This window comes from Actinomyces sp. ICM47, assembly GCF_905369875.1.
Taxonomy (GTDB): domain Bacteria; phylum Actinomycetota; class Actinomycetes; order Actinomycetales; family Actinomycetaceae; genus Pauljensenia.
On the sequence record NZ_CAJPJE010000016.1, the window covers coordinates 1 to 24,943 of the forward strand.

A 24,943-nucleotide genomic window follows, 5' to 3' on the forward strand; every position below is an offset into this window, starting at 1 on the left:
GCCAGACACCGCGCGGCCCACGCGTGCGTGCGCTCGAGCGACTCGACCTGGTAGCCGCGCGGGTGCAGCAGGGACGTCAGCTCGTCGAAAGCGAACATGATATCGGCACCCAGCTGATGCTGAATACCCATCGACACTTCGGGGTTGAAACGATGCTTCGTGCCATCGATGTGGCTGGAGAACACGACGCCATCGTCATCAACAACAGCATTTGACGCTTTGATCGCCTGCATCTGGACAGCTGGGTCGTTGGGGTCGGCCTTCCCGGAAAACTCCTGGGAGAGAACCTTCTTGAAACCCGCACCCAGAGACAGCACCTGGAAGCCCCCCGAGTCCGTGTACGTCGGACCCGCCCAGTTCATGAAAGACGCAAAGCCGCCGGCGTCGTCGACAATGTCGGAACCCGGCTGGAGGTAGAGATGATAGGCGTTGGCCAGGACGGCCTGTGCACCGAGGCTACGCACCATCTCCGGAGTCAGTGCCTTCACGTTCGCCTTCGTGCCCACGGGAATGAATGCCGGGGTGCGGATCACGCTATGCGCGGTGTGGATGACGCCGGTGCGCCCGAGGCCGCGGTCGGCACCCAGGCGAGTGCCGACCTCGAACCCGCGGTCGGGGCAGTGGGTTCCCGACGAGTCCGTGGCGTCGAAGGGCGCACACTCCTCGGGGGAAGGAGCGCTCAGCCAGTTCGCGTTCATCGATCAAACACCTCGTCTTTCTTCAAGCCTTCAACGCGGCGGATGGCAGCGATCACGGGATAGGTTACGGGCAGGAGGACGACTTCGAGGAGGACCTTGTAGAAGTAGCCGGTGACCGTGTAGTTAACGAAGTTACCGAACGTCATTTGCCCGTAGAACAGAATCGTGCAGAACAGGATCGTATCCGCGGCCTCACCGACGATCGTCGAGCCGATCAGGCGCGCCCACAAGTGCTTGGTACCCCAGCGGCGACGGATCCACACGAGCACGTAGGAGTTGAGGAGCTGCCCGGCCAAGTAACCCGCGAGCGACGCGACAACCGCACGCCATACGACGCCCAGGACCGCCGCGAAAGCCTCCTGGTTTTCGTAGTCGGGTGCCGGAGGCAAATACTGGACGATGAAGAAAGTGAGCGAAGCCAGGAACGAGGCCACGAAGCCCATGACGATGACCCGCCGCGCGCGGGCAAAACCATACACCTCCGAGAGCACATCACCGATGATGTAGGTCAGAGGGAAGAGAATTGCGCCCCCATCGAAAATCAAATAATGGGTGGAAGAACCCACCATAAACGCCTTCGTCGCGGCGATATTAGAAATAAGGAGCAACGCGACGAACACGACCGAAATGATGTCGAGGGCGCGCGCGGGGCGCGCCGATCCAGACGGGACCGGGCTTTCTGACATGGGTACAATCCTCACAATGCCGAGATGGAATGGTTATATGCACCACCCATTGTGCCCGCAATTGCTGCAAGGTGGGCCAACAGGACGGGTCATCGGCCGGGTTGATTCGCCCACAACCGCCCCTCCCTCTACTCTTGGAGCGTGATTAACGTCCAGGACTTCTCTCTGCGAATCGGTGCCCGCGAACTCGTCAACCATGTATCCTTCCGGATCGACAAAGGCATGTGCATCGGCCTCGTCGGACGCAACGGTGCCGGCAAGACCACGACGATGCGTCTCCTCGCCGGAGAAGCCGACCGTGGGGGAGCGGCCGAGTACACCGGCACCATCAGCTCCAACGGCACCGTCGGCTACCTCGCGCAGGACACCCACGTTGGCGACCCGGAGATGAAGGCTCGCGATCGTATCATCTCCGTGCGCGGCATCGACTCGATCATCGCGCGCATTCGCAAGGCTGAGCACGAGATGTCCACGACCGAGGGCGCTCGCCAGCAGCGGGCCATGGAACGCTACGTCAAGCTCGACCAGCAGTTCACCAACTCCGGTGGATGGGCCGCCAACGCCGAGGCTGCGCAAATCGCGCACTCCCTCGGCCTTGAGGACCGCGTCCTCGACCAGAGGCTCGACACGCTCTCGGGCGGTCAGCGCCGCCGCGTCGAACTCGCCCGCGTGCTCTTCTCCAACGCGGATGTGCTCCTCCTCGACGAGCCGACCAACCACCTTGACCACGACTCGATCATGTGGCTGCGCGACTGGATCAAGACCTTCCCCGGCGGTGTCATGATCATCTCCCATGACGTTAAGCTCCTGGGCGACACTGTCAACCAGGTCTTTTACCTGGATGCCAACCGCGCTCACGTCGACATCTATCACCTGGGGTGGGACGCCTACCTCAAGCAGCGCGAGGAAGACGAGCGCCGCCGCCGCAAGGAACGCGCCAACGCCCTGAAGAAAGCCGAACACCTCAAGGCCCAGGGCGAAAAGATGCGCGCCAAGGCCACCAAAGCCGTCGCCGCCCAGCAAATGCTGCGCCGCGCCGAAGAACTCTTCGCCCAGGCGGGAGGGGAGATCGTCCAAGAAAAGGTCGCGCGCCTGCGCTTCCCCGATCCCGCCCCCTCCGGGCGCGTCCCCCTCGCCGCCGAAGGCCTCTCCAAGTCCTATGGCTCCCTCGAAGTCTTCACCGGCGTGGACCTGGCCATTGACCGCGGCTCCAAGGTCGTCGTGCTTGGCCTGAACGGTGCCGGTAAGACGACGCTGCTGCGCCTCCTGTCCGGCATCGAGAAACCCGACTCGGGGCGCGTCGTGCCCGGACACGGCCTCAAACTCGGCTACTACGCCCAGGAACACGAAACCCTCGACGACACTCGGACGATCCGCGAGAACATGGCCGAGGCCGCACCCACCCTCGACGACACACACGTGCGCAACATCCTCGGCCAGTTCCTCTTCCAAGGCGATGACGTCGACAAGCCCGTGTCCGTCCTATCAGGCGGAGAAAAGACCCGACTCGCCCTGGCCACCCTCGTCGTCTCCGGAGCCAACGTCCTGCTCCTCGACGAACCCACCAACAACCTCGACCCCGCCTCACGTGAAGAAATCCTCGCTGCCCTGCGTGACTACGAAGGAGCCGTCATCCTCGTCACCCACGATCCCGGTGCCGTCACCGCCCTCAACCCGCAGCGCGTCCTGCTCCTTCCCGACGCCGACGAGGACCTCTGGGACGACAGCTACCTCGACCTGGTGACGCTCACCTGACCTCATCGCGAACCGTCGCGCGCCCGCTAACCGCGCGCGACCCCCTCAGCTCAGGCGCACCCGCCGTGCCCGAAGGCACCCACGACAAAGGCCGGGACTGGAATGAACCAGCCCCGGCCTCGTCGAATAACTCAGAGAACCTTGGAGAAGAACTCCTTGGTGCGCTCCTCCTGCGGATTATCGATCACGTCGGCGGGAGCGCCCGCCTCGACGATCACGCCGCCGTCCATGAAGACCACCTGATCGGCGACCTCGCGGGCAAACCCGATCTCGTGAGTGACCACGGCCATCGTCATGCCCGAGGCCGCCAGATCCTTCATGACCTGAAGAACCTCGCCGACCAGCTCGGGGTCGAGCGCGGACGTCGGCTCATCGAACAGCATGATCTCCGGATCCATGGCCAGCGCGCGAGCAATCGCGACGCGCTGCTGCTGGCCGCCCGACAGCTCAGCGGGGTAGTGGTCCGCGCGATCCGCTAGCCCCACCCGGTCGAGCAGCTCGAGAGCCTGTGCGCGGGCCTCCTTCTTCGAACGCTTGAGCACCTGAACCGGTGCCTCCATGACGTTCTCCAGAGCCGTCATATGCGGGAAGAGATTGAAGCGCTGAAACACCATGCCAATGTGGGAGCGCTGCGCGGCAATCACCCTGTCACGGCGCTCGTGCAGGACACCCTTGGAGTCCACACGGTAGCCCAGCAGGTGACCATCGACGTACACGCGGCCCGCACTGATGTCCTCCAGCATGTTCAGACAGCGCAGCAGGGTGGACTTACCCGAACCCGAGGGACCCAGGATGACGCACACCTCACCAGCAGCAATATCCAGATCGATGCCGCGCAGCACGTGCAGATCACCGAAAAACTTATGGACTCCGCGCACCGCCACCATGGGCGTCACGCCGGTTGCCGTCTCCAGATCCGTACCCGTCATGGTGTCACATCCATAAATTTGAGCTTGCCATTCATCTCTTCGTCCTCATCCGAGGCCGTGCCGTCCGAGGCGGTCTGCCCGCCCGTGTTATCGCGCCGCTCGAAGCCCTTCGCGAAGTGCTTCTCGATGATCGACTGGATCCACATGAGCAGACTCGTGATCACCAGGTACCAGATCGCCGCGGCGATCAGGAGAGGTACCGGGGCAAACGTCGCCTGGCCGCGCTGACGCGCGATGAACGTCAGCTCCAGCGTGAAGGGGATCGCTGAAACAAGCGACGTGGTCTTGAGCATCGAAATCGTCTCGTTGCCGATCGGCGGGACGATCACGCGCATCGCCTGCGGCAGGATAATCCTGCGGAAGATCGTCGCCCGCGGCATGCCCAGGGCCGTCGCCGCCTCCCACTGGCCCTTCGGAACGCTCAGCAGACCGGCACGCATGATCTCTGCCAGGTACGCGCCCTCATTCAGACCCAGACCCAGGAACGCCATCCAGAACGGCGTGAAGTAGGTGGCCGTATCGAAGCTGACCTCCCAGCCGAACATCGAACCGAGGAAGGGAACACCAAACGACAGCGACGGGTAGAGCGTAGGCAGCAGCGACCAGAAGATCAGCTGCGTGTAGATAGGCGTACCCCGGAAGAACCAGATGTAGGCCATCGCCACCCAGCGCAACACCGGGTTGACCGACTGACGCATGATCGCCATCGTGATCGCCAGCACCGTGCCGATCACCATTGCGAGAACCGTCAGAATGATCGTGAAGGCTACGCCCTGCATGAGGGACTGGGAGAACAACCACTGGAACACGACGTTCCACTGGTAGTTCTTGTTGGTGACCAGGCCGTGGATGGCCATCGCCGCGAGGATTGCGACGATGATCGCGCTGACCCACCTCCCCGGCCGGGGAACGGGTTTGGCGTTGATGAGTTCAACGCCGTCTTTCATGGTGTCCATACAAACCTCATTCGGTGGTAGCCGGGTTGAGTTCAGCCGTCGTCAGGGCGGCGTCCTGCGCTCCGTAGTGACCCAGGATGTCCTTCAGATAGCCGTTGTCCATCAGGTACTGCATAGCCTTCTGGACCGCCTCGGTGAGCTGGGCGTCGTTCTTGTTGACGGCGATGCCCTGGGGGGCGGACTCGACGACCTCGCCTACCTGCTGCATCTGGCCACCCGAGAGAGTGACGGTGTAGCCGATGACGGTGGAGTCAGCGAAGGTCGCGTCGTACTGTCCTCCGGTGACCTTGGGGGTGATGTCGGTCTGCTGGTCGTGCGGCATGATCGTGATCTTGTCCAAGCCGCCGTCCACGCACTGCGCGGATAGCTCGGTCGCGTAGTCTTCCTGCGCGGTTCCGGTCTGGACGCCGATGGTGGTTCCGCATGGATTGGCCGGGTCGAAGTTCTTGGGGTTGCCCGCGGCGACACCGAAGGCGGAGCCGACCTCGACGTAGGAAATCATGTTGGTCTGTGCTTCACGCTCGGAAGTGATCGTAAAGGAGGAAATACCCACGTCGAACTTGGTGCCCAGCGCGGGAATAATCGTGGGGAACTCCGCGTGGTTTGTAGTGCCGTCGTTCAGGCCCATCACCTTAGCGAGCGCCTTGTTGATATCCACGTCGTAGCCCTGCGCGGTCTGCAGATCGTCGGCCAGGAACTCTGCCGGCGCGTAGTCGGCCGAGGCGCCATTGCGCAGGATGCCTCGCGCCTTGACCTCAGCGGGGACCAGGGCGGCGATCTCTTCGTCCGTGGGGATCTGGGAGACGTCGTACGAGGTCGTGGCCGCGCTCGTGCCGCCGTTCGATCCATTGGAGGACGAGGTCGGGTCCGCGCAGGCGGCCAGGGGCAGTACTGCTGCGGCTGCGAGTGCGATGAGAGCGTGTGCCTTCGTGATGGTCATGATGTGCCTTCCGATGGGATGGGGGCCGTCTGCCCCACTGTCGCTATCATTATGCACCTATATGCATAACGATGCATATTATGCGTTGAGTGTCACGTCGTCAGCCGACCGATGGGTTGAGTTCGGCGGTGGTAAGTGCCGCGCTGTCTGCGCCGTAGTGAGCCAGGATATCCGTCAGGTAGCCATTATCCATGAGGTATTGCATAGCCTTCTGGACCGCCTCGGTCAGCTCTGTGTCATCCTTGTTGATGGCGATCCCCTGGGGGGCGGATTCAAACGTCTCTCCGAGTTGTTCGATCTTGCCATCAGAACCTGCGGCGGTGTAGCCAATCACGGTCGAATCGGCCAGGGTGGCGTCGTACTGGCCGCTGATGATCTTCGTGGCGATATCGGTCTGCAGCTCGTGCGGCATGACGGTGATCTTCTCCTTTCCGTCAGCTTCGCACTGCTTCGATAGCTCTTCCGCATAGGTTTCCTGTGCGGTGCCTGTTTGAATGGCGACGGTCGTGCCGCAGGGGTTGGAGGTGTCGAAGTTCTTCGGGTTGCCGGTTGCGACGCCCCATGCGGATCCCACATTCAGGTAGGAGACCATGTTGACCTGTTGCTCTCGCTCCGAGGTGATCGTGAAGGAGGAGAGGCCGACGTCGAACTTCGTGCCAAGAGCGGGGATAATCGTGGGGAATTCGGCGTGACGTGTGCTGCCCTCCTTGAGGCCCATCACCTTGGCCAGTGCCTTGTTGATGTCAATGTCGTAGCCGACGGGGGTTTGTCCGTCGGTGGCCATGTACTCGGCCGGAGCGTAACCCGTCGAAGCGCCGTTGCGCAGTGTTCCCCGTTTCTTGACATCTTCCGGAACTAGCGCAGCGATGTCGGCGTCGGTTGGGATCTGGGAGACATCGTAGGCCGTGGTGTTCGACGAGGCAGCGGCGTTGCTCTGTGCGCCGGTTGTCGAGTTTGTCGTCGGGTCGGCGCAGGCGGTGAGAGTGACCGCCGTCGTCGCCATGGTCAGGGCTGCGAGAATCTTCGTTGTGTGCATGGTTATGTTCCTTGATATCTGTATTGCCGGCGGTCAGTGATACTGATTATGCAATCAGATGCATACTATGCATGTCCATCGAGTCTCATATCCTGGATACAAAAGTGGGCGAGCACATAGTGCTCGCCCACTTGACTGTGTGACTCAGTTTCCGCGCAGTCCGCGCCTCGACGTGCCGCGGACCCTCAGCGGATCGATGCCCTTAGGGATCGGCGGCTCGCCCGAACGCAGTGCATTGATGCGCGCTGACACCTGGGGGACCTCCTCGGCCGTGAGGACATTCTTGAGCTTACGCAGCGCGCTCTGCAGGTCCTTGAGGGGAATCTGCCCCTCGTCGCGGCCAACCTGGATCTGGTGGACGGGAACGTTACGCATGATCTTGGTGATGCGCTTGGACTCTGCGGTCAGCAGCGGGCGCACGCGAGAGGCCGGACCCTCAGAGATGAGAACGACACCGGGGCGACCGACGATGCGCCACACAAGATCCTGTTCGCGCGTGAAAGCGACGGGCTGCTCGGGGATAATCCAGCCGCGCTGAATCTGTGAGAGTGCAACCTTGACGGCACCGGTGGTTTCCTCGACCTGTGCGTACAGCGCGCGGCGTGCCAGGAAGCTGAGAAGGGCAAGTGCCGCGGTGACGGACCCCATGATGCCAACAATGAGCCAGCCAATCCAGGAGGTGTCCGTCAGGAACGCCAACAGCATGAACGCGGCGATGACGAGTGCGGCGGTTCCCAGGAGCATCCACGGGAGAGCCGGATACGTGCGTGCGGTCAGTCGGTATGCGTCGAGGATGTTCTGATAGAAGCGCCTCTTCGCGGGGGGATTCTTTTCACTCATAGCATCTCCATTCTACGTGCATACACCCTGAGAAAGTCCACGCGTCCGACCTGGCACTATGTGAGATGAGTTGCATCACATTCTGCGAATTTAGACAATATCACCATGAATATAGGCGGATATGAGATCGGTCAGGTGTTCCACGTCGGCGCGCGCGGCCCCCTGTGGAGGACGCGTTCGAGTGACGGGGAAGCGCTTCTTGCCCTGCGCTCCTCCGACGATGGGAAGCGTTCGCTCGACCGGTGGAAGGCGTGGGCGTCTGTTTCCTCCCGGCACGTCGTTGCCCTGCGTGACGTCGTGCGCTCAGAGGATGGACGGTGGGCCATCGTTCAGGACTTCATTCCCGGACGTCCGCTCGATGTTGAGATTGGATCAGCCGACCTACGTCCGAAGGCTACGCGACGTCAGATCGTCGAAGGGATCGCCGCCGGCATGAGCGCCCTGCACGGCGCGGGTATCGTGCATGGAGACCTGACGCCCGCGAACATCATCGTGACGCCACAAGGACGAGCGGTCATTATCGACATGATCGATGAGATCGGGCCTGGAGCGGGAACTCCCGGGTGGAGCCTCGAGACGTCGGGTATGGAGGGGGATCGGCAGTGCCTGCGCCGCATCGCATCGCTCCTTCAGATGGACGAGGTCCTGGCTGAGTTGGGCTTCGACGAGCTGGCTGCGACCGTCGGATCGGGAGCAACGCCGCTTGTCTGCGACCCGGTAGAGCACGTGATTGCGCGCGAACCTGTCGACCCTGAACGAGTGATTGCCGACCTACGAGCGGCAGCCCTGCGTGAGGATACGCTCACCGAGGATGAGGTGCGCGCGTCGCACATGCGGCGCGGCGCTGCATCCTCGGACAGCTCTCGGTCTCCTCGCCGTAAAGGATTGGCCGCGTTGATCGTCGTGTGGTCCGTCATTGTTGCCTTGGGAGCAACGGTTGCCGTGTACGGGGCCTGGACATCCGCGCGAATGTCGCAGCCTTCACAGGTGCCACCTGCCACGACGCCGGCCGAAGATACGCCAGTCGGACTCTGCGATCCCACGGCTGCCGCCAACCTCATCAATTCAGCGATTCAGGCGCGCGACCAAGCGATGAAAGACGGGGATGCGTCAACGCTCGATGCCATACTCGGCGGTGAACTGCTCACGGAAGACGCTCAGCGCATCGAGGATATGCGCGCAGGCGGCGTGCAGGTGCGCGCCCTGTCGTCGAGCGTCCAGAACGTCGCCATCGTCTCATGCGAACCCGATGCTGTAGACGCGCGCGTGACCCTGCTCGTATCGGAAGCCGAAACGTGCACGACCAGCGGCTGCAACCTGTATGGTGCGCCGTATTCGACCTACCTGGACGTGCGCGTTGATCCGATCTCGGGCAAGGTCATCTCCGCGACGCTCGCGCACGCATCGAATGAGGATGCCACGCAGTCGGGCAAGTAGACGCATTGTGGTGCATGCGCTGATGGGGTGGGTCCGCGGACCCACCCCATCAGCGCATTGACAGGCGGATTAGAGAGCCAAGTCGGCCTCAAACTCACCGGCTTCGAGGCGCTTCTTCACATCCATGAGGAAGCGAGACGCGTCTGCGCCGTCAACCAAGCGGTGATCGTAGGACAACGACAGGTAGACCATCGAGCGGATCGCGATGACGTCTGCGCCGTCGATACCCTTCATCACGACGGGACGCTTGACGATCGTGCCGACGCCCATGATCGCGGTCTCGGGCATGTTCAGGACGGGCGTGTCGAAAAGAGCACCGCCGGAACCGGTGTTCGTGACCGTGAAGGTAGAGCCAGACAGCTCGTCGGGACCGATCTTGGAGTCGCGCGTGCGCGCCGCCAGGTCATTGATAGACGCTGCGATACCCGGGATGTCCTTCTCGCCCGCATTCTTGATGACGGGCACGAGCAGGCCACGCGGCGTGTCAACAGCGATGCCCACGTGCTCGTAATCGAAGTACGTGACCTCCTTGTCGTTGATGGTCGCGTTGATCTTCGGGTGGTAGGCAAGGGCTTCCGTCGCGGCCTTCACAAAGAAGGGCAGGAAGGTGAGCTTCGTGCCGTGCTTGGCCAGGAACGCGTCCTTCGAGCGAGCGCGAACCGCGGCAACCTTGGTGACGTCGACCTCGATGACGGTGGTCAGCTGGGCGGCGGTCTGCAGCGACTCCACCATGCGGCGGGCGATCGTCTGACGCAGACGCGACATCTTCTCGGTCGTGCCACGCAGCGGCGAGGGCTCGCGGACAGCTTCGACCTTTGCGGCGGGAGCCGCAGCCGGAGCAGGCGCGGCGGCAGCAGCACGAGCGGCTGCGGCGGCGGCCTCAACATCCTCGCGGCGCACGCGGCCACCGACGCCGGTGCCCGACACAGTGGCCAGGTCAACGCCGAGGTCGCGAGCAAGCTTGCGCACGATCGGTGTCACGTAGGCGCTGCCGGTTGCGACGGCTGGCGTTGCAACGACGGGAGCGCCGGTCGCGGCGGCAGCCAGAGTCGATGCGTTCGGGAACGGATCGACGGGAGCGACAGGAGCGGCAGGTGCAGCCGGAGCGGCAGGGGCGGCAGGTGCAGCCGGAGCGGCGGCAACAGCAGGGGCGGCAGGGGCCGCCGACGGAGCAGTCTCGGAGATAATCGCGACGACCGTGCCGACCTCGACGGTCTCGTCCTCGGGCACGCGGATCTCCGCGAGGAAACCTGCGACGGGAGCAGGGACCTCGGAGTCCACCTTGTCGGTGGAGACCTCAAGCAGCGGCTCGTCGGCATCGACGGCGTCGCCCACGGCCTTCAGCCACGTGGTGACGGTGCCCTCGGTGACGGACTCGCCCAGAGCGGGCATGCGCACCTCGGTGCCCTGAGCGGGCGCGGCGGCAGGAGCCGCTGGAGCAGCGGCCACGGGAGCCGCCGGAGCAGGAGCTGCCGGAGCAGCAATGGGGGCGGCGGCAGGAGCAGCAGCGGGGGCGGCGGCAGGAGCAGCAGCGGGGGCCGAGGCCTCGGACGCGTCGCCAATGCGCGCGATCTCGGTGCCGACTTCGACGGTCTCATCCTCGGGAACCCGGATCTCGAGGAGGACGCCGGCGACGGGGGACGGGACCTCGGAGTCGACCTTGTCGGTGGACACCTCAACGATGGGCTCGTCGAGCTCGACGGTATCGCCGACCTGCTTGAGCCACGTCGTAACGGTGCCCTCGGTGACGGACTCGCCCAGAGCGGGCATAGTCACTGACGTTGCCATGTGTGTTCTCCTAATAAAAGCTGTATCAGTTGTGGACGTGAAGGGGCTTGCCGGCCAGCGCCATAGCTGCCTCGCCGAGCGACTCGTTCTGGCTCGGGTGTGCGTGGATCAGGGACGCGACGTCCGAGGGGTACGCCTCCCAGTTCACCATGAGCTCGCCCTCACCAATCTGTTCCCCGATGCGCGCGCCGATGCCGTGGAAGCCCACGATCGGACCGCCCTCAACCGAGACCAGCTTGATGAGACCCGACGTTGCCAGGATAGACGACTTTCCATTGCCGGCGAGGTTGTACTCGGCCGTGCGCACCTGATCGCCGTACTTCTCGCGGGCCTGCTTCTCCGTCATGCCGACCGAGGCAATTTCAGGTTCACAGAAGGTCACGCGCGGGATGTCGATGTCGGCCTGCATCGTCGGGTTCAGGCCGGCGATCTCTTCGGCGACGAAGATACCCTGCATGAAGCCACGGTGGGCCAGCTGGAGGCCGGGGACGATGTCGCCAACCGCGTAGATGTTGCCCACGCCGGTGTGCAGACGATCATTCGTGATGACAAAGCCGCGATCCAACGTGATGCCGACCTGCTCGTAGCCCAGGCCTTCGGTGACGGGGCCACGGCCAACGGCGACCAGGAGAACGTCGGCGTCGAACGCCTTGCCGTCCTCGGTGGTCACGTGTACGCCCTGCTCGGACTGCGTCGCGGAGGCAAAACGGGTCTTCGTGTAGAACTTGATGCCGCGCTTGCGGTAGGCGCGCTCGAGCTGCTTGGAGATGGCCTCGTCCTCGTTGTTGGCAAGGTGGGGCAGGGCTTCGATGATCGTGACCTCAGCACCGAAGCTGCGCCACACGGAGGCGAACTCGAGGCCGATAACGCCGCCGCCGAGAATCACGACAGAGGAGGGAACCCAATCCATCTGGAGCGCCTGGTCGGAGGAGATCACGCGACCGCCGATCTCGAGGCCGGGGATCGAACGCGAGTAGGAGCCGGTGGCCAGGACGATGTTGCGGCCGGTGATGCGCTGGCCGCCCACCTCGACAGTGTTGGCGTCAGCGAGGCGGCCCCAGCCGGAGATGAGTTCGACCTTGCGGGACTTGAGCAGCCCCTGCAGGCCCTTGTAGAGGCCAGCAATGACCGAGTCGCGGTACTTGCCGACCTGGGCCATGTCGATACCGTTGAAGGTGGAGTTGACGCCGAACTTCGCGGACTCGCGCACGGCCTCGGCCGTCTCGGCGGCATGCAGGTACGCCTTCGTCGGGATGCAACCGCGGTGCAGACAGGTGCCGCCCACCTTATCGCCGTCGATAAGGGCGACTGTCATGCCGAGCTGCGCTGCACGCAGGGCAGTCGCATAGCCGCCGGAACCCGCCCCCAGAATGACGATGTCGTAGGTCGATTCGCTCAAGGTAGATAACTCCTCGTTGATGAGCTTAACGCTCAGATGGTTGTTTTCATGACGGGCCTCACGGTCCATATAGGCCCATTGTCCCACGTTTGTGTGATGCTGTCCCACAGGTCGGTGGGGTGCCTTGGTGCATCGGGCCACACGCATCGCATTCCTCGCGTTGTCATGCGGAACGCGGTGCGACACAACGGACCTATCGGTAGGATCAAAGCGTGCATGAACAAGACGAGACTCCTGATGTCGGCGACGCTCGCGATAAGCGCCCTCCCTCCCTGGGACTTGGGCGCATTATCATTGCGTTGTTTTGGCTCCTGGGGGCCTGGATTTTTGTGACGGCTATCGTCGATCTCTTCCATGGGCAGGGCAAGCCTTGGGGGCCGCAGATCGTTGCACTCCTGGCTGGCGTCGACTACCTCGTCGCCGCGACGGCCCTGACCCACAATGGCAGGCGCATGCGACAGGTCGGTTGGGTGACCATCGGTCTGTCGATCGCTGTGCCGATCATCCTGTGGGTTGCTTCCCTCGGCTTGGACGAACTCAACGTTGCGCGCTCGGCGTGGACTGGCATGGGCGCAGACTTCTACTATCTGCCGTTGCTCGTCTCCCTCATTGGGGTCGTGTGGATGTGGCGTTCGAATCCGCGCAGGATCGTGTCGCTCGCCGAACAGGTCGAGCGCTCGAGTTCGCCGTGGAAGGGGCGCTGACCACAGCCTCGTCCCTGAGGTGATCGCGCGTCACGAGGCCCGGCGGAGTAATCCGACCCGGGCCTCGTTCCTGTCTGCGGTTTCTCGTCTGCCAGCGGCTAGACGCCGCCCGGGAAGCCCAGCTGACGCCACGCCTCGTACAGGACGATCGATGCTGAATTGGCCAAGTTGAGTGAGCGCACGCCCTCGCGCATGTGGATGCGAATACGTTTCTCTACGCGAGGGTGACTCATCGCCTCCTCGGATAGGCCCACCGATTCGCGCCCAAACAGCAGGCCGTCGCCATCTGCGTAGGACACGTCCGAGTACATGGCGCTCGCGTGTCCCGTCAGTGCCCACACGCGCCCCGGAACCTGCGCGAGCGCATCGTCCAGGGATTCGTGCACCATGACGTGCGCGAGGTCGTGGTAATCCAACCCCGCACGGCGCAGCTTCGCATCGTCCATGTCGAAGCCCAGCGGCTTCACGAGGTGCAGCATGGACCCCGTGCAGGCCGACAGACGGATTGCCGCACCCGTGTTACCGGGGATCTCCGGCTCCCAGAAAATGATGTGCAGCATGTCCTCAGGCCTGGTGTGTGACGGTCAGGGTGGCGCGCGCAATCGTGTGCTCGAGTGCTGCGAACGAGGCCATGGCGGGGGTCGCGTCGTCATCGAGGCCCAGGGTGTTCACGTCGAGGGCGTGCACCGTGAAAATGTAGCGGTGTGGGCGGTCTCCGACGGGTGGCGCGGCACCAAAGTAGGAGGCCTCGCCCGCATCGCCGCGCAGGTGGAATGCGGGACCGTCGAGGGTCAGGTCGGAGGCGCCGGCACCCTCGTCTAGGTGCGTCATCGATGCGGGGATATCCAGGATCGTCCAATGCCACCAGCCCGAGGGGATCGGGGCGTCCGGGTCGAAGCAGGTCAGCATGAAGCTTGCCGTGTCCTCCGGGAACCCCTCCCACGCCAGGTCGGGGGAGAGTGAACCTCCGCGTGCGGTGGCCACCTCCGGCATCGGTGCGCCGTCGGTAAGGATGGACGAGGTCAGGGTGAAGTCGGGCAGATCGATTCCCTCGAAGGGGGCGGGTGCTGGGGGGCAAGTATCGATGTTCATGTGTGCTCCTTTTCTCTCCTCTCCATTGTTGCGTATGAGATGGGGAACGTGCGCCCGGGACGCAGGTGTGTGAGCGGGGTTCTACACTTCCCGTGTCGAACAGATGTTCTATATGTGTTGGGGAAGGAGGAGGGGTGTCCAACGCGCGCATACGCCTGCGTAAGGCCCGCGAGGCCTTGAGTCGCGCCGAAAACTCGGTCGGCCTGCGTGGTCGACTCGACGTCGAGGAGAGGTATTCGACGGGTAGGTTCGTTCCAGTGCTCCTGGGGCCGCAGGAGAGGGGGCAGTTGATTCGGCTCCTCATCGATGCCTGCCCCTACGAGGGATGGGTTGGCTTATATGGCGTGCGCCATATCGGATGGGAGTGGGCGCAGCGCCAGGGGATGGACTTAGAGCGCGTGCTGGTCCTGAACCCTGACGAGGAGGCGAATATGGGGCAGCTGTGCGCGCTACTTCTGGAGGGGTGCGACGTCGTGTGCCTGGACCTTCCCCAGCTCTCCCGTACCGAGCAACGAACCCTGGCGGCGCGTGCCCGCTCTCTGGGGCGCACCCTCGTGACACTGCGCATGTGGCCGGGACTCTCGCGCGACGCGGCAGGTGCGGGGAACATACGGCTGGTGGTCTAGGTGCGCTACATGGTCCTGTGGATTCCCGACTGGCCCGTCAACTGCCTCGTGGTCGACCTGCCCCCGGGTGGTGTCGGCGCGGTTGTTCATGCTAAGCGCATCGAGGTTGCCAGTGCGTTCGCCCGGCGCTGCGGGGTGCGGGCAGGCATGAGTATACGCGAGGCGACCTACCTGTGTCCGGAGCTGATCTGCTTGCCACGTGATCCGGATCGTGAGGCCCGCGCTTTCAGCGGTGTCATCGACGTCTTCGATACAGTCGCTGCCGGTGTCGAGTGTCTGCGCCCGGGGTTGGCCAGGTGTCGGGCGCGCGGCCCCGCGCGCTGGGCGGGTGGCGAGGAACAGGCAGCCTCCCTACTCGTTGATGCGATTGAAGAGGCTGTGGGTGTCGAATGCTTCGTCGGTATTACTGATGGGCCGCTGGCCTCGGTGGAGGCCGCCAGATCGGGGCGAATTGTGCCCGCTGAGGATACGCGATTCTTCCTGTCAGGGATCGGTCTGTCCCGCGCTCTGGGATGCGTGCCGCCGTCGATGCGAGACCGGACTTCTGCCGCCGTCGACCTCCTGGCGAGCCTGGGCATCACCAGCTGCGCGGATCTGCTGCAGCTCGGACGAGGCCCCGTCCTCGAACGCTTCGGCGACGTCGGTGAGCGGCTGTGGATCCTGGCCTCGGGAGACGATGCCGCTGTGTTGCCCAGCGAGCGTGCGCAGGCGGATATTACGGTCGAGTACGACATCGACGGTGGGGGAGAAAGCGTCCAGACCATGACGGTCCCCGTTATCCGCGCAGCCGAGGAGCTCGCTGGCCGACTGTATGGTGCCGCTCTGGTGTCGCACACGCTGCGTATCGACGTGGAGGACGGCGGGGGCGGCTCGCGCAGCCGCACGTGGAGCGGGTGTGACCTGTCGGTGCCCGCCGACATCGCCCTGCGCGTGCGGTGGACTCTCACAGGGTGGATGGCGGGCGACCAGGGACCCTCCGGCGAGGCCCGCTCGATTCGCCTCACGGCCTGCGACCCGTGCCCTGGAAGCGGCTCCTCGGCCCTGTGGGGGCGCAGCAACAGGACGTCAGATGTGTCGCGCAGCGCCGTGCGGATCCAGGGACTGGCGGGGCCGGACGCGCTGCTGGTCCCGCGCCTGCAGGGTGGGTACGATCCGCGCAGCCGCATCGTCATGGCACCCTGGGGCAACCAGGAGCCGCTGCGCTCTCGCGTGGGTGCCTGGGACGGGGCCGTCGCCGAGCCGCCGTCCACCCTCTTTGAGACTCCCATTCCCGTGCTCCTGGTCGCAGAGCCGGGAGCTGGTGGCGACGTGCGCGTCGACCAACGCGGATCATTGACAGCGACCCCTGCCTACCTCCTCACCAAGAACGGCGGGGAGGGGCTACCGGGTCGGCTTCTTCCCTCGGGTGAGTCTTGGGAGCGCTCGCAGTACTCGCCCCAGCTGCGTGCCGGTCAGCGTTGCAGAATCCGTGCTATCGCTGGCCCTTGGCCCGTGGACGGGTACTGGTGGTCGGGGGAGCGCGCCCGCGCCTACATGCGGGCCACGCTCGAGGACGGACAGGTAGCGCTTCTCGTGTGGAGTGGGGGTGAGTGGATGGCAGAGGGCCTTGACAACTGACGGTGACGGGTCCAGCGGTCGTGCCGTAGACTGAAAGGATGGTGACCCACGAGTTCAGCGATATCCTCGCATCGATGTCGGACGATGACATCATGGCCCTCGTCGGCCCCGCCACCTGGGCAAACGGCCTGCGTTTGGAACGCAATGGAGCGGTGAAAGAGCTGCTCTGGGACCAATCCGAGGACCATCTTGAGGCCCGCGTCAAAGACAAGGGACTGACATATCGTGTACGGATCGCCCACGGTGCGCTTCGCCCATCACTCGCATGCGCCTGCTCCTTGCGTTCGGATTGTCCGCACGCCGTGGCGGTGCTAATCGCTGCGCGCGCCGAGGCGCTCGAGAGCAGGGGGGCAGTGCCCGAGTGGAGTCGCGTCCTCGAGCAGGTGCTGGGCATATTTCGTGAGCGCGGCGGGGATCCGCTGGCACTCGTTATCGATGCGCACGATCCGAGCGTGGCGGTGTCGTTGATCCCGCTGCGCAGGGGTGCCTCGTCGGCGTGGAGTGCGAAACGGGCGTCGTGGCTGGACCTGACGGCGACGCAGTGGGAGTCGGTGACGGATGGTTTGGATCCGACTCACGTGTCGCTGCTGCGCGAGGGGTATCGACTCTCGCGTGAGTCGCGCTCGTGGCAGGCACGCACCGAGGTGACGCTCAGTTCGCTCGGCGAGCACGCGTACGCGTGGCTCGCGCGCCTGGTGCGCGCGGGGGTGGAGCTTTTTGCGTCGGTGGACGGACGTGAACCTTTCGTGCTGTCGCATGCGACGTGGGATGCGGATGTTGACGTGAGGGCCTCCGAGGAAGGCCTTGAGATGCGGGTTGTCGCTCGCAACGGTGATCAGGTCGTCGCACACCCGCGTATTGACCGCGACACGGGGTTGCTGCTGCTTGATGGGGGGATGCGCGCGGCGCGCATCGAAGGCTTGAAGGCGTTGGAAGGATTCCCGCTGGATCGACCGCTGGTTGTTCCAGCCGCGGATGTGGCGGAATTCCGAGGGACGTGGCTGACGGCGCTGCGTCGGCGTTTCGTCATGAGTTCTTCAGATGGGAGCTTCGACGCCGATGCGACACCGCAAGTCGCGGTTGTGGGCACGCTGCGTTGCGACGAAAACTCCGTCGTCGTGCGCTGGTGGGCTGAGTACGAGGAGGGGCGCTCGCGCTCGCGTGCCCCGCTCGCCCACAGCATGGGGGACGAGGCGGTGGCCGCCCTCGCGGATCGCGTCAACAGGTGGGGTACTTCGGTGGGAGCAGACCTGTGGATGCCGTTGCCGGGTTCGGGGCGCATTGACCCGTGGCGTGTGCCGGAGTTTCTCTCAACCGTCGTTGATCGCGAGAGCGTGGACGGCCTCGTGTGGGACGTCGCGCAGGACGTGCGCGCCATCGAGGTGTCACAAGACGGGATGGACGTGGACGTGTCCGTCGAGAGTGCGGAGTCGGATTGGTTCGATCTGAACGTGCGTGTGCGCGTTGGCGACCATCTGCTGAGTGTGCGTGAGGCCCTGGAGGCAATCGCGCGCGGTGACGACTATGTTGAGGCCCGCGGCGGCGTGTGGGTGCGTCTGGATGGCCCGCGCATCCGCGCGCTGGCTACTCTGCTGGACGAGGCTCGGTCCCTTGCAGGGTGGGAGGGTGAGGGCCTGCGCCTCACTCCCGTGCAGGTGGGCCTCTACGAGCTCTTCGAGAAGCAGGCAGACTCAGTGTCGCTCTCGGCGTCGTGGCGCACGCGTATCGCTGCGCTGCGTGGCGAGCACTCGGAAGATGGGCTGGCCCCCATCCCTGCCCTGGCCTCGCTTCTACGCCCCTATCAGCGGCACGGGCACGCCTGGCTGACCTCGCGTCTATCCGCCGGACTGGGTGGGGTCCTGGCCGACGACATGGGCCTGGGCAAGACCGTGCAGATCCTGTCCGCGATCGCGGCTCTGCGCGCGGCGGAGGTGGGGAGCGGCCCGGTCCTCGTGGTCGCTCCTACCTCGGTCGTGGGCGTGTGGGCGGAGCAGGCCGCGACGTTCACGCCCGGCCTGCGCGTGCGCTGCGTCGCTGAGACCGCCGCGCGACGGGGAACGACGATCCGCGAGGAAGCCGAGGCCTGCGACATCGTCGTTACTTCTTATACGTTGGTGCGCCTCGAAGCTGAGCAGTGGCGCGAGGTCGCCCTGTCCGGCGTCGTCATCGACGAGGCGCAGGCGGTCAAAAATCCCCGCACGGCAACATACCGTGCGCTGCGCGACATGGACGCCCCCTGGCGTCTGGCAGTGAGCGGTACCCCCATCGAGAATTCCCTGGGCGACCTGTGGTCTCTCCTGTCCTTGACTTGCCCGGGGCTACTGCCCCCGTGGGAGGCCTTCACCCAGAAGGTACGCAGGCCCATCGAGGGTGGAGATCCCGACATGCTCGCGCGCCTGACCGCCTACGTTGCGCCCTTTATCCTGCGGCGCACGAAGGAACAGGTGGCCACCGATCTGCCCGACAAGATCGTCGACGTCGTGCGCGTCGACCTGGGCAAGGAACATCGCCACATCTACGACCAGTATCTGGCCCGCGAGCGCGCCCGCATCCTCGATTTGCTGGTGGATCCGGACGCGAATCACATGAGCGTTCTGGCGTCGATCACGAGGCTGCGTCAGCTCGCGCTCGACCCGGCCCTGGTGGAGGAGTCCTATATGCATGTGGGGTCGGCGAAGGTGGAGTACGTGGCGGACCGCCTCGACGAGATCGTGCCGCTGGGCCACCGTGCGCTGATTTTCAGTCAGTTCACGTCGTTCCTGGCGCGTATTCGGCACGTGCTGGAGCGGCGTGGCGTGTCGGTTGTGCAGTTGGATGGCTCGACCCGCAACCGGACGGAGGTTATTGAGCGCTTCCGTTCGGGTGAGGCACCGGTGTTCCTCATTTCTCTCAAGGCGGGTGGGTCGGGCCTGACCCTGACGGAGGCGGATTATGTCTTCGTCATGGATCCGTGGTGGAATCCGGCTGCTGAGGAGCAGGCGATCGACCGCGCGCACCGCATTGGTCAGACGAAGAAGGTGAATGTCTATCGTCTGGTTGCCGCTGACACGATCGAGGCGAAGGTTGTGGAGTTGCAGGATCGTAAGCGTCGGCTCATTTCCTCGGTGATGAATGGGACGGGTGCCAGTGCGTCACTCAGTGCCGCGGACCTGCGGGGGCTGCTTGACTAGCACTCGGTCGGCTTGCCGCGTCCGGGGTGCACAGCGACCTTGAGGCCGGCGCGCGAGCGTACGGCGTCGAGCGCGCAGTGGATGAGGCCGATGGGGCCTGTGCCCAGGATGAGGACACGCGAGGTTGAGGTGATGGGGAGGCGAGTGCGGGCACGCAGACAGCATGAGAGGGGTTCGGCCAGGGCCAGGAGTGGTGGCGCAATCTCGCAGGCGCTGGGGGTGATGCATGCCAGCGCCCGTTCGGGTACGCGGATAACGTCGGCGAGCCCGCCGTCCACTCCGGTTCCAAAGAGCGCCATGTTCGCGCAGACGTTTGAACGTCCGGCCGTGCAGGGCACGCAATGGCCGCAGGTGATTTCCGGGGCGAGGCCCACCTGGGTTCCCGGTGCGGGCGCGTCGATTCCTGGGCGAAGGTCCGCGCCGAGCTTCCACACACGCGCGGCGATCTCGTGGCCGAGGATCACGCCGGGGGTGACGCCGTGCGTCTTTTGTCCGGTGACGATGCGTAAGTCCGTGCCGCACAGGGTCGTGGCTTCGACGCTCAGGAGGATGTCGCGCGGCCCCAGGATTGGCAGTGGGCGGCGAACCAGGGTGAGGGAGCCGGGTGAGGGAAGCGACGCTGCGAGCATGGAATCCATGCGACCAGGATAGGGCTTGTAGATCTCGGAGGAGATTCGGTTGTGCGGAGGCAATGCGGGTCGACGCAGCGTTATCGAACATATGTTCGATATGATGGATGGGTGACCGCTGAACCCCGATACGCCGAGCTGCACGCTCACAGTGCGTTCACCTTCCTGGAGGGCACCGACGAGCCTGCGGATATGGTCGCGCAGGCTTCGCGCTTGGGCTTGGATGCTCTCGCTATTCTCGACGTCGACGGCATGTACTCGACTGTGCAGACCACGATGTCGGCGCGCAGCTGCGGCCTGCCAATTATCTACGGGGCCGAGATCACCTTGGACCCGAGCACTCTGCGAGCGGTCGTTCCAGGCGCTCAGACGAGTGGCTGGGGACTCGCCCCCGGCGCGGAGGAGCCAGGGATCCGTCTCCCCATCCTGGCCTCAAGCCCCCACGGCTACGAAAACCTCGTCGGCATGATGAGCAAGCGCGCGCTATCGCAGACGGGGGAGCGCACACCACGTTTTACCCTCGAGGACGTGAGCGAGGCTGGCGCTGACCTGCTCATCATGACCGGCGGGAGGCGCGGCCCCCTCATGCGTGCCCTATACACCGGTGGTCCCACATGGGCGCGGCGCGTGGCCGGTGCGCTCGCGGAGGCGGTTGGAGGGGTGGATCGCCTCCTCATCGAGTGGCAGGCAGCAGCCGGAGACGGCCTCGACGCGGGAGACACTCTCGCCGAGCTTGCACAGGGGATGGGTGTTCGACTGCTCGCCACGACGGGTGCGCGCATGTCTGCGCCGTCCAAGCGTGCCCTCGGTGACATCCTTGCGGCGACCCGTCTGCGTTCCTCGTTGGACGAGGCCGTGGCTCACCTCGGAGCACATCGGCCCTTCCTACGCTCACCCGCAGAGATGGCCCGTCTGCATGCCGCTCACACCGAGGCACTCGTGCACTCCTGCGAGGTCGCGGAGGAAGCATCCTTCGACCTACGTCTCGTCGCTCCCCGGCTTCCGCGCATCCACGTCCCAGAGGGGCATTCTCCTGGCAGCTGGCTCGCCTATCTCGCTCACGAGGGGGCCCGCGAGCGCTACGGCCCGCGGGAGGAAGACCCGCGGGCATGGGAGACGATTGACCGCGAGCTAGGCATTATCGAGCGCCTCGGATTCGAGGGGTACTTCCTGATCGTCAAGGAAATCGTCGATTTTTGTTGCCAGCACGGCATCTTGTGTCAGGGGCGGGGCAGTGCCGCAAACTCGGCTGTGTGCTTTTGCCTGGGCATCACGGCGGTGGACGCGGTGCGCCATAACCTCCTTTTCGAGCGCTTCCTGTCGGACGCGCGCTCGGGGCCGCCCGACATCGATGTCGATATCGAGGCCTGTAGGCGTGAGGAGGTTATCCGGCACATCTATGACCTCTACGGGCGCGACCGCGCGGCACAGGTCGCTAACGTCATCACCTATCGACCACGTTCGGCGATGCGTGACGCGGCGCGGGCGCTGGGATACCCGGCGGGCAGCGCGCAGGCGTGGTCGCGGGGAAAGGGGGAAGTGCCAGCACTCGTTGGCGACGCCGCCCGGGCCCTGTCGCGCCTGCCCCGGCACATGGGTATCCATTCGGGCGGCATGGTGCTCACCGATCAGCCGGTCTCTCGTATCTGTCCGGTGGGATGGGCTGCCATGGAGGGACGCACGGTGTTGCAGTGGGATAAGGAGGATTGCGCGGACGCTGGTCTGGTCAAGTTTGACTTGCTCTCCCTCGGTATGCTCACGGCGCTGCGCGTCGCCTTTGACGAACTACAAGCCGACGACATTCGAGCGGATGGACCGGCGAATCCGCACCTGCGCGGGTGGGCACCGCGCTCGCTGCGTGGACGCCGGGATCAGCCTCTGGGGTTGCATACTCTGCCAGAAGAAGACCCGCGTGTCTACGACCTGCTCTGCGCCGCCGACACCGTGGGTGTGTTTCAGGTCGAGTCGCGCGCGCAGATGAACACGCTGCCGCGCCTCAAACCACGCTGTTTCTACGACATCGTCGTCGAAGTAGCACTCGTGCGCCCCGGCCCCATTCAGGGGCATGCGGTCAACCCCTATCTGCGTCGGCGTGCGGGACGCGAGCCGGTCACCTACCTGCACCCGCTCCTCGAACCTGTGCTGCGCCAAACCCTCGGGGTGCCCCTCTTTCAGGAGCAGCTCATGCGCATTGCCACGGACGCCGCTGGCCTGTCTGGGGCACGCGCTGACCAGCTGCGCCGAGCGATGGGTGCCAAGCGTAGCCTCGAGCGCATGGAAGCCCTTAAGGGAGAACTTATGGCGGGCATGGAAGAGCACGGGATCGACACGCTCACGCGCGAACGCATCTTCGATCAGCTCAAAGCCTTCGCGGATTTCGGTTTCCCCGAGTCGCACTCTTTTTCTTTCGCGCACATCGTCTACGCTTCCGCGTGGCTCAAGGTTCACGCGCCCGAGCATTTTTACGCGGCGATCCTCTCCTCCCAGCCGATGGGTTTCTACTCGCCGGCGACGCTGGTCCAGGACGCGCGCAGGCACGGAGTGACGGTCCTGGGACCCTCGGTCAACGACTCTTTCCTGGACACGGGCGTGCAATGTGCACCCGGCGTTCCCGGGGAGCAGGAGTATCGGGAGGGCCGCCCCGACCCACTCCCGTCGCGTCAGGTCATCCCCCTGGACATGGACGAGGAGCTGGTGGTGCGCATCGGATTATCGTCGGTACGAGGCCTGGGGCGGGCTGCCGAGCGCATCGTGAGGGTGAGAGAAACGGGAGCTTTTTCCTCCCAAGCGGACCTGGCGAACCGCGCCCACCTGAGCGCATCGGACATGGAGTGTCTTGCCATGGCTGGAGCGCTGGAATGCCTGGGCGTGGGCAGACGCGAGGGAACCTGGGCCGCGGGGGCGCTGGCCGCGCCGACTGCGCGGCAGGGGGAATGGCAGCCCTTCCTACCGGGTACCGAAGTAGGCACCCACGTCCCCGACTTGCCGCCTCTGACGCACACCGAGCAGATGCGCGCCGATATCGAGACAACCGGACTCACCCCCGGGAAACACCCCTTCTCCTATCTGAGAGGGGACCTGTCGCCCGGCGTGTTGCGCGCCGCAGAACTCGGCGCCCACCTTGACGGGAGGATCGTCGACGTGGCTGGGCTGGTCACGCACCGACAGCGCCCCCACACCGGCGGCGGCGTCACTTTCCTGTCCCTCGAAGACGAGTCCGGATTCGTTAACGTCTCGGTGGCCGTGGGTACCTGGAACAAATTTCGACACATCGGCCTCGAGCCGGGTGCCCTGCTCGTACGTGGCACGCTCGAGTGGGGTGACGGCGCGGTCAACGTTCGAGCCTTCCGGCTCGCTCCCGTGCGTCTGCCCATCCAGGTGCGCTCGCGCGACTTCCGCTAACGCCCCTCAGTAGCCAGCGGGCATGAGAAGCGCGCGAAGATCCTCGACCGTCTCGCACACAATCTCGGCGTCGTCCAGACCGTCCTCCGTCGCATACCCCCAACCGACACCGATGACGGGGATGCCGGCTTCGTGGCCGCCGCGCACGTCCCAGATAGAGTCGCCAACAATGACGGGATGCGACACGTCCGCACCCATCGCGCCCAGGCGAGCTATGGCCTCGTGAATGACCGTCGTCTTCGATGACCCCGGATCCGGCGTCGCCCCCGCGATCACGTCGAAGGCATCCGCAAGGCCCAGATGCTCCATCTGTGCGATCGCCATCGGTGTCTGCTTGGATGTGGCCGTCGCCAGGGGAACGCCCGCATGGTGCAGATCCCACAGCAGATCACGCACACCGTCGAAAGGCTCAGGATCAAGATAGTGGTCCATGTAGCGTTCCCTGTAACGCGAAACCAGATCCGCGCGCAGCTGCCCCGAATAACCCAGGTCGCCAAACGAGTACCACAAGGGAGGGCCAACATAGGTACGAAGGCGCTGATCATCTGGAATCTCCAGTCCAAAGTCTGACAATGTGCTCCGGAATGCTCCCATGATGACGGGCGCAGAATTAACAATCGTCCCGTCAACATCAAACAGCACAGCAGAAAAAGTCAAAGACATAAAATCCCCTGGTTCTTGGTGCTTTCTTAGTCACTATGCCCTATTATCCCGAGAGAAACACCCGAAACGACTATGAGAGAGGCATACGTGGAAACGCGAGCACGGCTCACCCCGATCGTTCAAGCCAATAGCGCGCGTGCAGCCGCGTGGCGAGTCTTCTTCGAGGCGTCCGGACGCCTGCAGGGAATCCTCGAAACACGTCTAAAGCGCGCCTATGGCGTATCTATGCCCGACTACAACATTCTCCTGGCACTGTGGGAGGCTCCCAGCCATCGCTTGCGCATGGGTGAGCTGGCTGATCGCGTCGTCTACTCGCCGTCGCGTGTGACCTACCTGGTCTCTAACCTCTCCCGTGACGGCTGGGTCGAGCGCATCCCTTCCAAGGTTGATCGCCGCGGCTACGACGCATGCCTGACCACTCAGGGAATCCAGACTGTGCTTGCTGCCACAGAATTGCATCAGCAGACGGTGGCTGAGTATCTCCTAGACGGCATGACGGATGCCGATATTGAAGCAATTGCAAAGGTTTTCTCGACATTGGACTCCCGTCTGAAGGGCGAAAAAACCGATTCCTAG

The 24,943-nt window shown here is 64.4% G+C and carries 20 protein-coding genes and 1 pseudogene; 8 read left to right on the forward strand and 13 right to left on the reverse strand.

Translation table 11 applies throughout. The annotated features are described in order from the left end of the window. Positions 1–698: tRNA guanosine(34) transglycosylase Tgt (locus QZ149_RS04810; RefSeq protein WP_291450136.1), on the reverse strand; the 698-nt coding region annotated here is incomplete at its 3' end. Continuing rightward, on the reverse strand, positions 695–1,384 hold the full coding sequence (locus QZ149_RS04815) for a queuosine precursor transporter (RefSeq protein ID WP_291450137.1): 690 nt from the start codon (positions 1,382–1,384) through the stop codon (positions 695–697). The genes QZ149_RS04810 and QZ149_RS04815, both read right to left, overlap by 4 nt. A gap of 141 nt (positions 1,385–1,525) precedes the next feature. On the opposite strand from QZ149_RS04815, the gene QZ149_RS04820 reads away from it, so the two are divergent. Next, positions 1,526–3,139, forward strand: a complete 1,614-nt coding sequence (locus tag QZ149_RS04820) for an ABC-F family ATP-binding cassette domain-containing protein (protein WP_291450138.1) — start codon at positions 1,526–1,528, stop codon at positions 3,137–3,139. 131 nt (positions 3,140–3,270) lie between these two features. Here the strand turns inward: QZ149_RS04820 and QZ149_RS04825 are convergent, their stop codons facing one another. The 5 genes from QZ149_RS04825 to QZ149_RS04845 form a co-directional block, all read right to left on the reverse strand. Continuing rightward, on the reverse strand, positions 3,271–4,068 hold the full coding sequence (locus tag QZ149_RS04825; protein WP_291450139.1) for an amino acid ABC transporter ATP-binding protein: 798 nt from the start codon (positions 4,066–4,068) through the stop codon (positions 3,271–3,273). Beyond that, positions 4,065–5,024, reverse strand: coding sequence for an amino acid ABC transporter permease (locus QZ149_RS04830; RefSeq protein ID WP_291450140.1), 960 nt, complete (start codon positions 5,022–5,024; stop codon positions 4,065–4,067). The genes QZ149_RS04825 and QZ149_RS04830 overlap by 4 nt, the downstream gene beginning before the upstream one ends. A gap of 7 nt (positions 5,025–5,031) precedes the next feature. Continuing rightward, entirely contained in the window at positions 5,032–5,964 is a 933-nt protein-coding gene (locus tag QZ149_RS04835) for an ABC transporter substrate-binding protein (RefSeq protein WP_291450141.1), read from the reverse strand. A gap of 100 nt (positions 5,965–6,064) precedes the next feature. Next, positions 6,065–7,000 carry an ABC transporter substrate-binding protein gene (locus QZ149_RS04840; RefSeq protein ID WP_291450142.1) on the reverse strand — a complete coding sequence of 312 codons (936 nt, stop codon included), beginning with the start codon at positions 6,998–7,000 and terminating at the stop codon, positions 6,065–6,067. Between the two features lie 144 nt (positions 7,001–7,144). Further along, positions 7,145–7,840, reverse strand: a complete 696-nt coding sequence (locus QZ149_RS04845) for a DUF4191 domain-containing protein (RefSeq protein ID WP_291450143.1) — start codon at positions 7,838–7,840, stop codon at positions 7,145–7,147. A gap of 105 nt (positions 7,841–7,945) precedes the next feature. Here QZ149_RS04845 and QZ149_RS04850 point away from each other — a divergent pair, with 105 nt between their 5' ends. Further along, complete coding sequence (locus QZ149_RS04850; protein ID WP_291450144.1) at positions 7,946–9,277, forward strand: protein kinase; 1,332 nt, start codon at positions 7,946–7,948, stop codon at positions 9,275–9,277. A 69-nt stretch (positions 9,278–9,346) separates the two neighbouring features. On the opposite strand, the gene sucB is transcribed toward QZ149_RS04850, so the two are convergent. Both sucB and lpdA read right to left on the reverse strand, forming a co-directional pair. Continuing rightward, on the reverse strand, positions 9,347–11,065 hold the full coding sequence (gene sucB / locus QZ149_RS04855; RefSeq protein ID WP_291450145.1) for a 2-oxoglutarate dehydrogenase, E2 component, dihydrolipoamide succinyltransferase: 1,719 nt from the start codon (positions 11,063–11,065) through the stop codon (positions 9,347–9,349). Positions 11,066–11,090: 25 nt separating this feature from the next. Beyond that, positions 11,091–12,464, reverse strand: coding sequence for a dihydrolipoyl dehydrogenase (lpdA, locus tag QZ149_RS04860; protein ID WP_291450168.1), 1,374 nt, complete (start codon positions 12,462–12,464; stop codon positions 11,091–11,093). A gap of 212 nt (positions 12,465–12,676) precedes the next feature. Between lpdA and QZ149_RS04865 the strand changes: the two genes are divergently transcribed. Continuing rightward, positions 12,677–13,168 (forward strand): hypothetical protein, encoded by a 492-nt coding sequence (locus QZ149_RS04865; protein WP_291450146.1) that lies wholly within the window; start codon positions 12,677–12,679, stop codon positions 13,166–13,168. Positions 13,169–13,266: 98 nt separating this feature from the next. On the opposite strand, the gene QZ149_RS04870 is transcribed toward QZ149_RS04865, so the two are convergent. Both QZ149_RS04870 and QZ149_RS04875 read right to left on the reverse strand, forming a co-directional pair. Next, the gene (locus tag QZ149_RS04870) at positions 13,267–13,728 is read right to left on the reverse strand and encodes a tRNA (cytidine(34)-2'-O)-methyltransferase (RefSeq protein WP_009649011.1); all 462 of its coding nucleotides are present in this window, start codon (positions 13,726–13,728) and stop codon (positions 13,267–13,269) included. Positions 13,729–13,732: 4 nt separating this feature from the next. Further along, positions 13,733–14,260, reverse strand: a complete 528-nt coding sequence (locus tag QZ149_RS04875; protein WP_291450147.1) for a YbhB/YbcL family Raf kinase inhibitor-like protein — start codon at positions 14,258–14,260, stop codon at positions 13,733–13,735. A gap of 134 nt (positions 14,261–14,394) precedes the next feature. On the opposite strand from QZ149_RS04875, the gene QZ149_RS04880 reads away from it, so the two are divergent. The 3 genes from QZ149_RS04880 to QZ149_RS04890 are packed head-to-tail and all read left to right on the forward strand — an operon-like array spanning position 14,395 to position 19,673. Continuing rightward, positions 14,395–14,886, forward strand: a complete 492-nt coding sequence (locus QZ149_RS04880; RefSeq protein ID WP_291450148.1) for a hypothetical protein — start codon at positions 14,395–14,397, stop codon at positions 14,884–14,886. 9 nt (positions 14,887–14,895) lie between these two features. Further along, entirely contained in the window at positions 14,896–16,503 is a 1,608-nt protein-coding gene (locus tag QZ149_RS04885) for a DNA polymerase Y family protein (protein WP_291450149.1), read from the forward strand. A gap of 38 nt (positions 16,504–16,541) precedes the next feature. Beyond that, a complete protein-coding gene (locus tag QZ149_RS04890) occupies positions 16,542–19,673 on the forward strand; it encodes a DEAD/DEAH box helicase (RefSeq protein WP_291450150.1) in 3,132 nt (1,043 codons plus the stop codon). A 62-nt stretch (positions 19,674–19,735) separates the two neighbouring features. On the opposite strand, the pseudogene QZ149_RS04895 reads toward QZ149_RS04890, so the two are convergent. Next, positions 19,736–20,302: pseudogene (locus tag QZ149_RS04895) on the reverse strand (alcohol dehydrogenase catalytic domain-containing protein); the annotation flags it as partial. Positions 20,303–20,413: 111 nt separating this feature from the next. On the opposite strand from QZ149_RS04895, the gene QZ149_RS04900 reads away from it, so the two are divergent. Beyond that, entirely contained in the window at positions 20,414–23,704 is a 3,291-nt protein-coding gene (locus QZ149_RS04900) for an error-prone DNA polymerase (protein WP_291450151.1), read from the forward strand. A gap of 6 nt (positions 23,705–23,710) precedes the next feature. Here QZ149_RS04900 and QZ149_RS04905 read toward each other — a convergent pair whose 3' ends face one another. Beyond that, entirely contained in the window at positions 23,711–24,367 is a 657-nt protein-coding gene (locus QZ149_RS04905; RefSeq protein ID WP_291450152.1) for an HAD hydrolase-like protein, read from the reverse strand. A gap of 87 nt (positions 24,368–24,454) precedes the next feature. Here QZ149_RS04905 and QZ149_RS04910 point away from each other — a divergent pair, with 87 nt between their 5' ends. Next, positions 24,455–24,943 (forward strand): MarR family transcriptional regulator, encoded by a 489-nt coding sequence (locus QZ149_RS04910; protein ID WP_291450153.1) that lies wholly within the window; start codon positions 24,455–24,457, stop codon positions 24,941–24,943.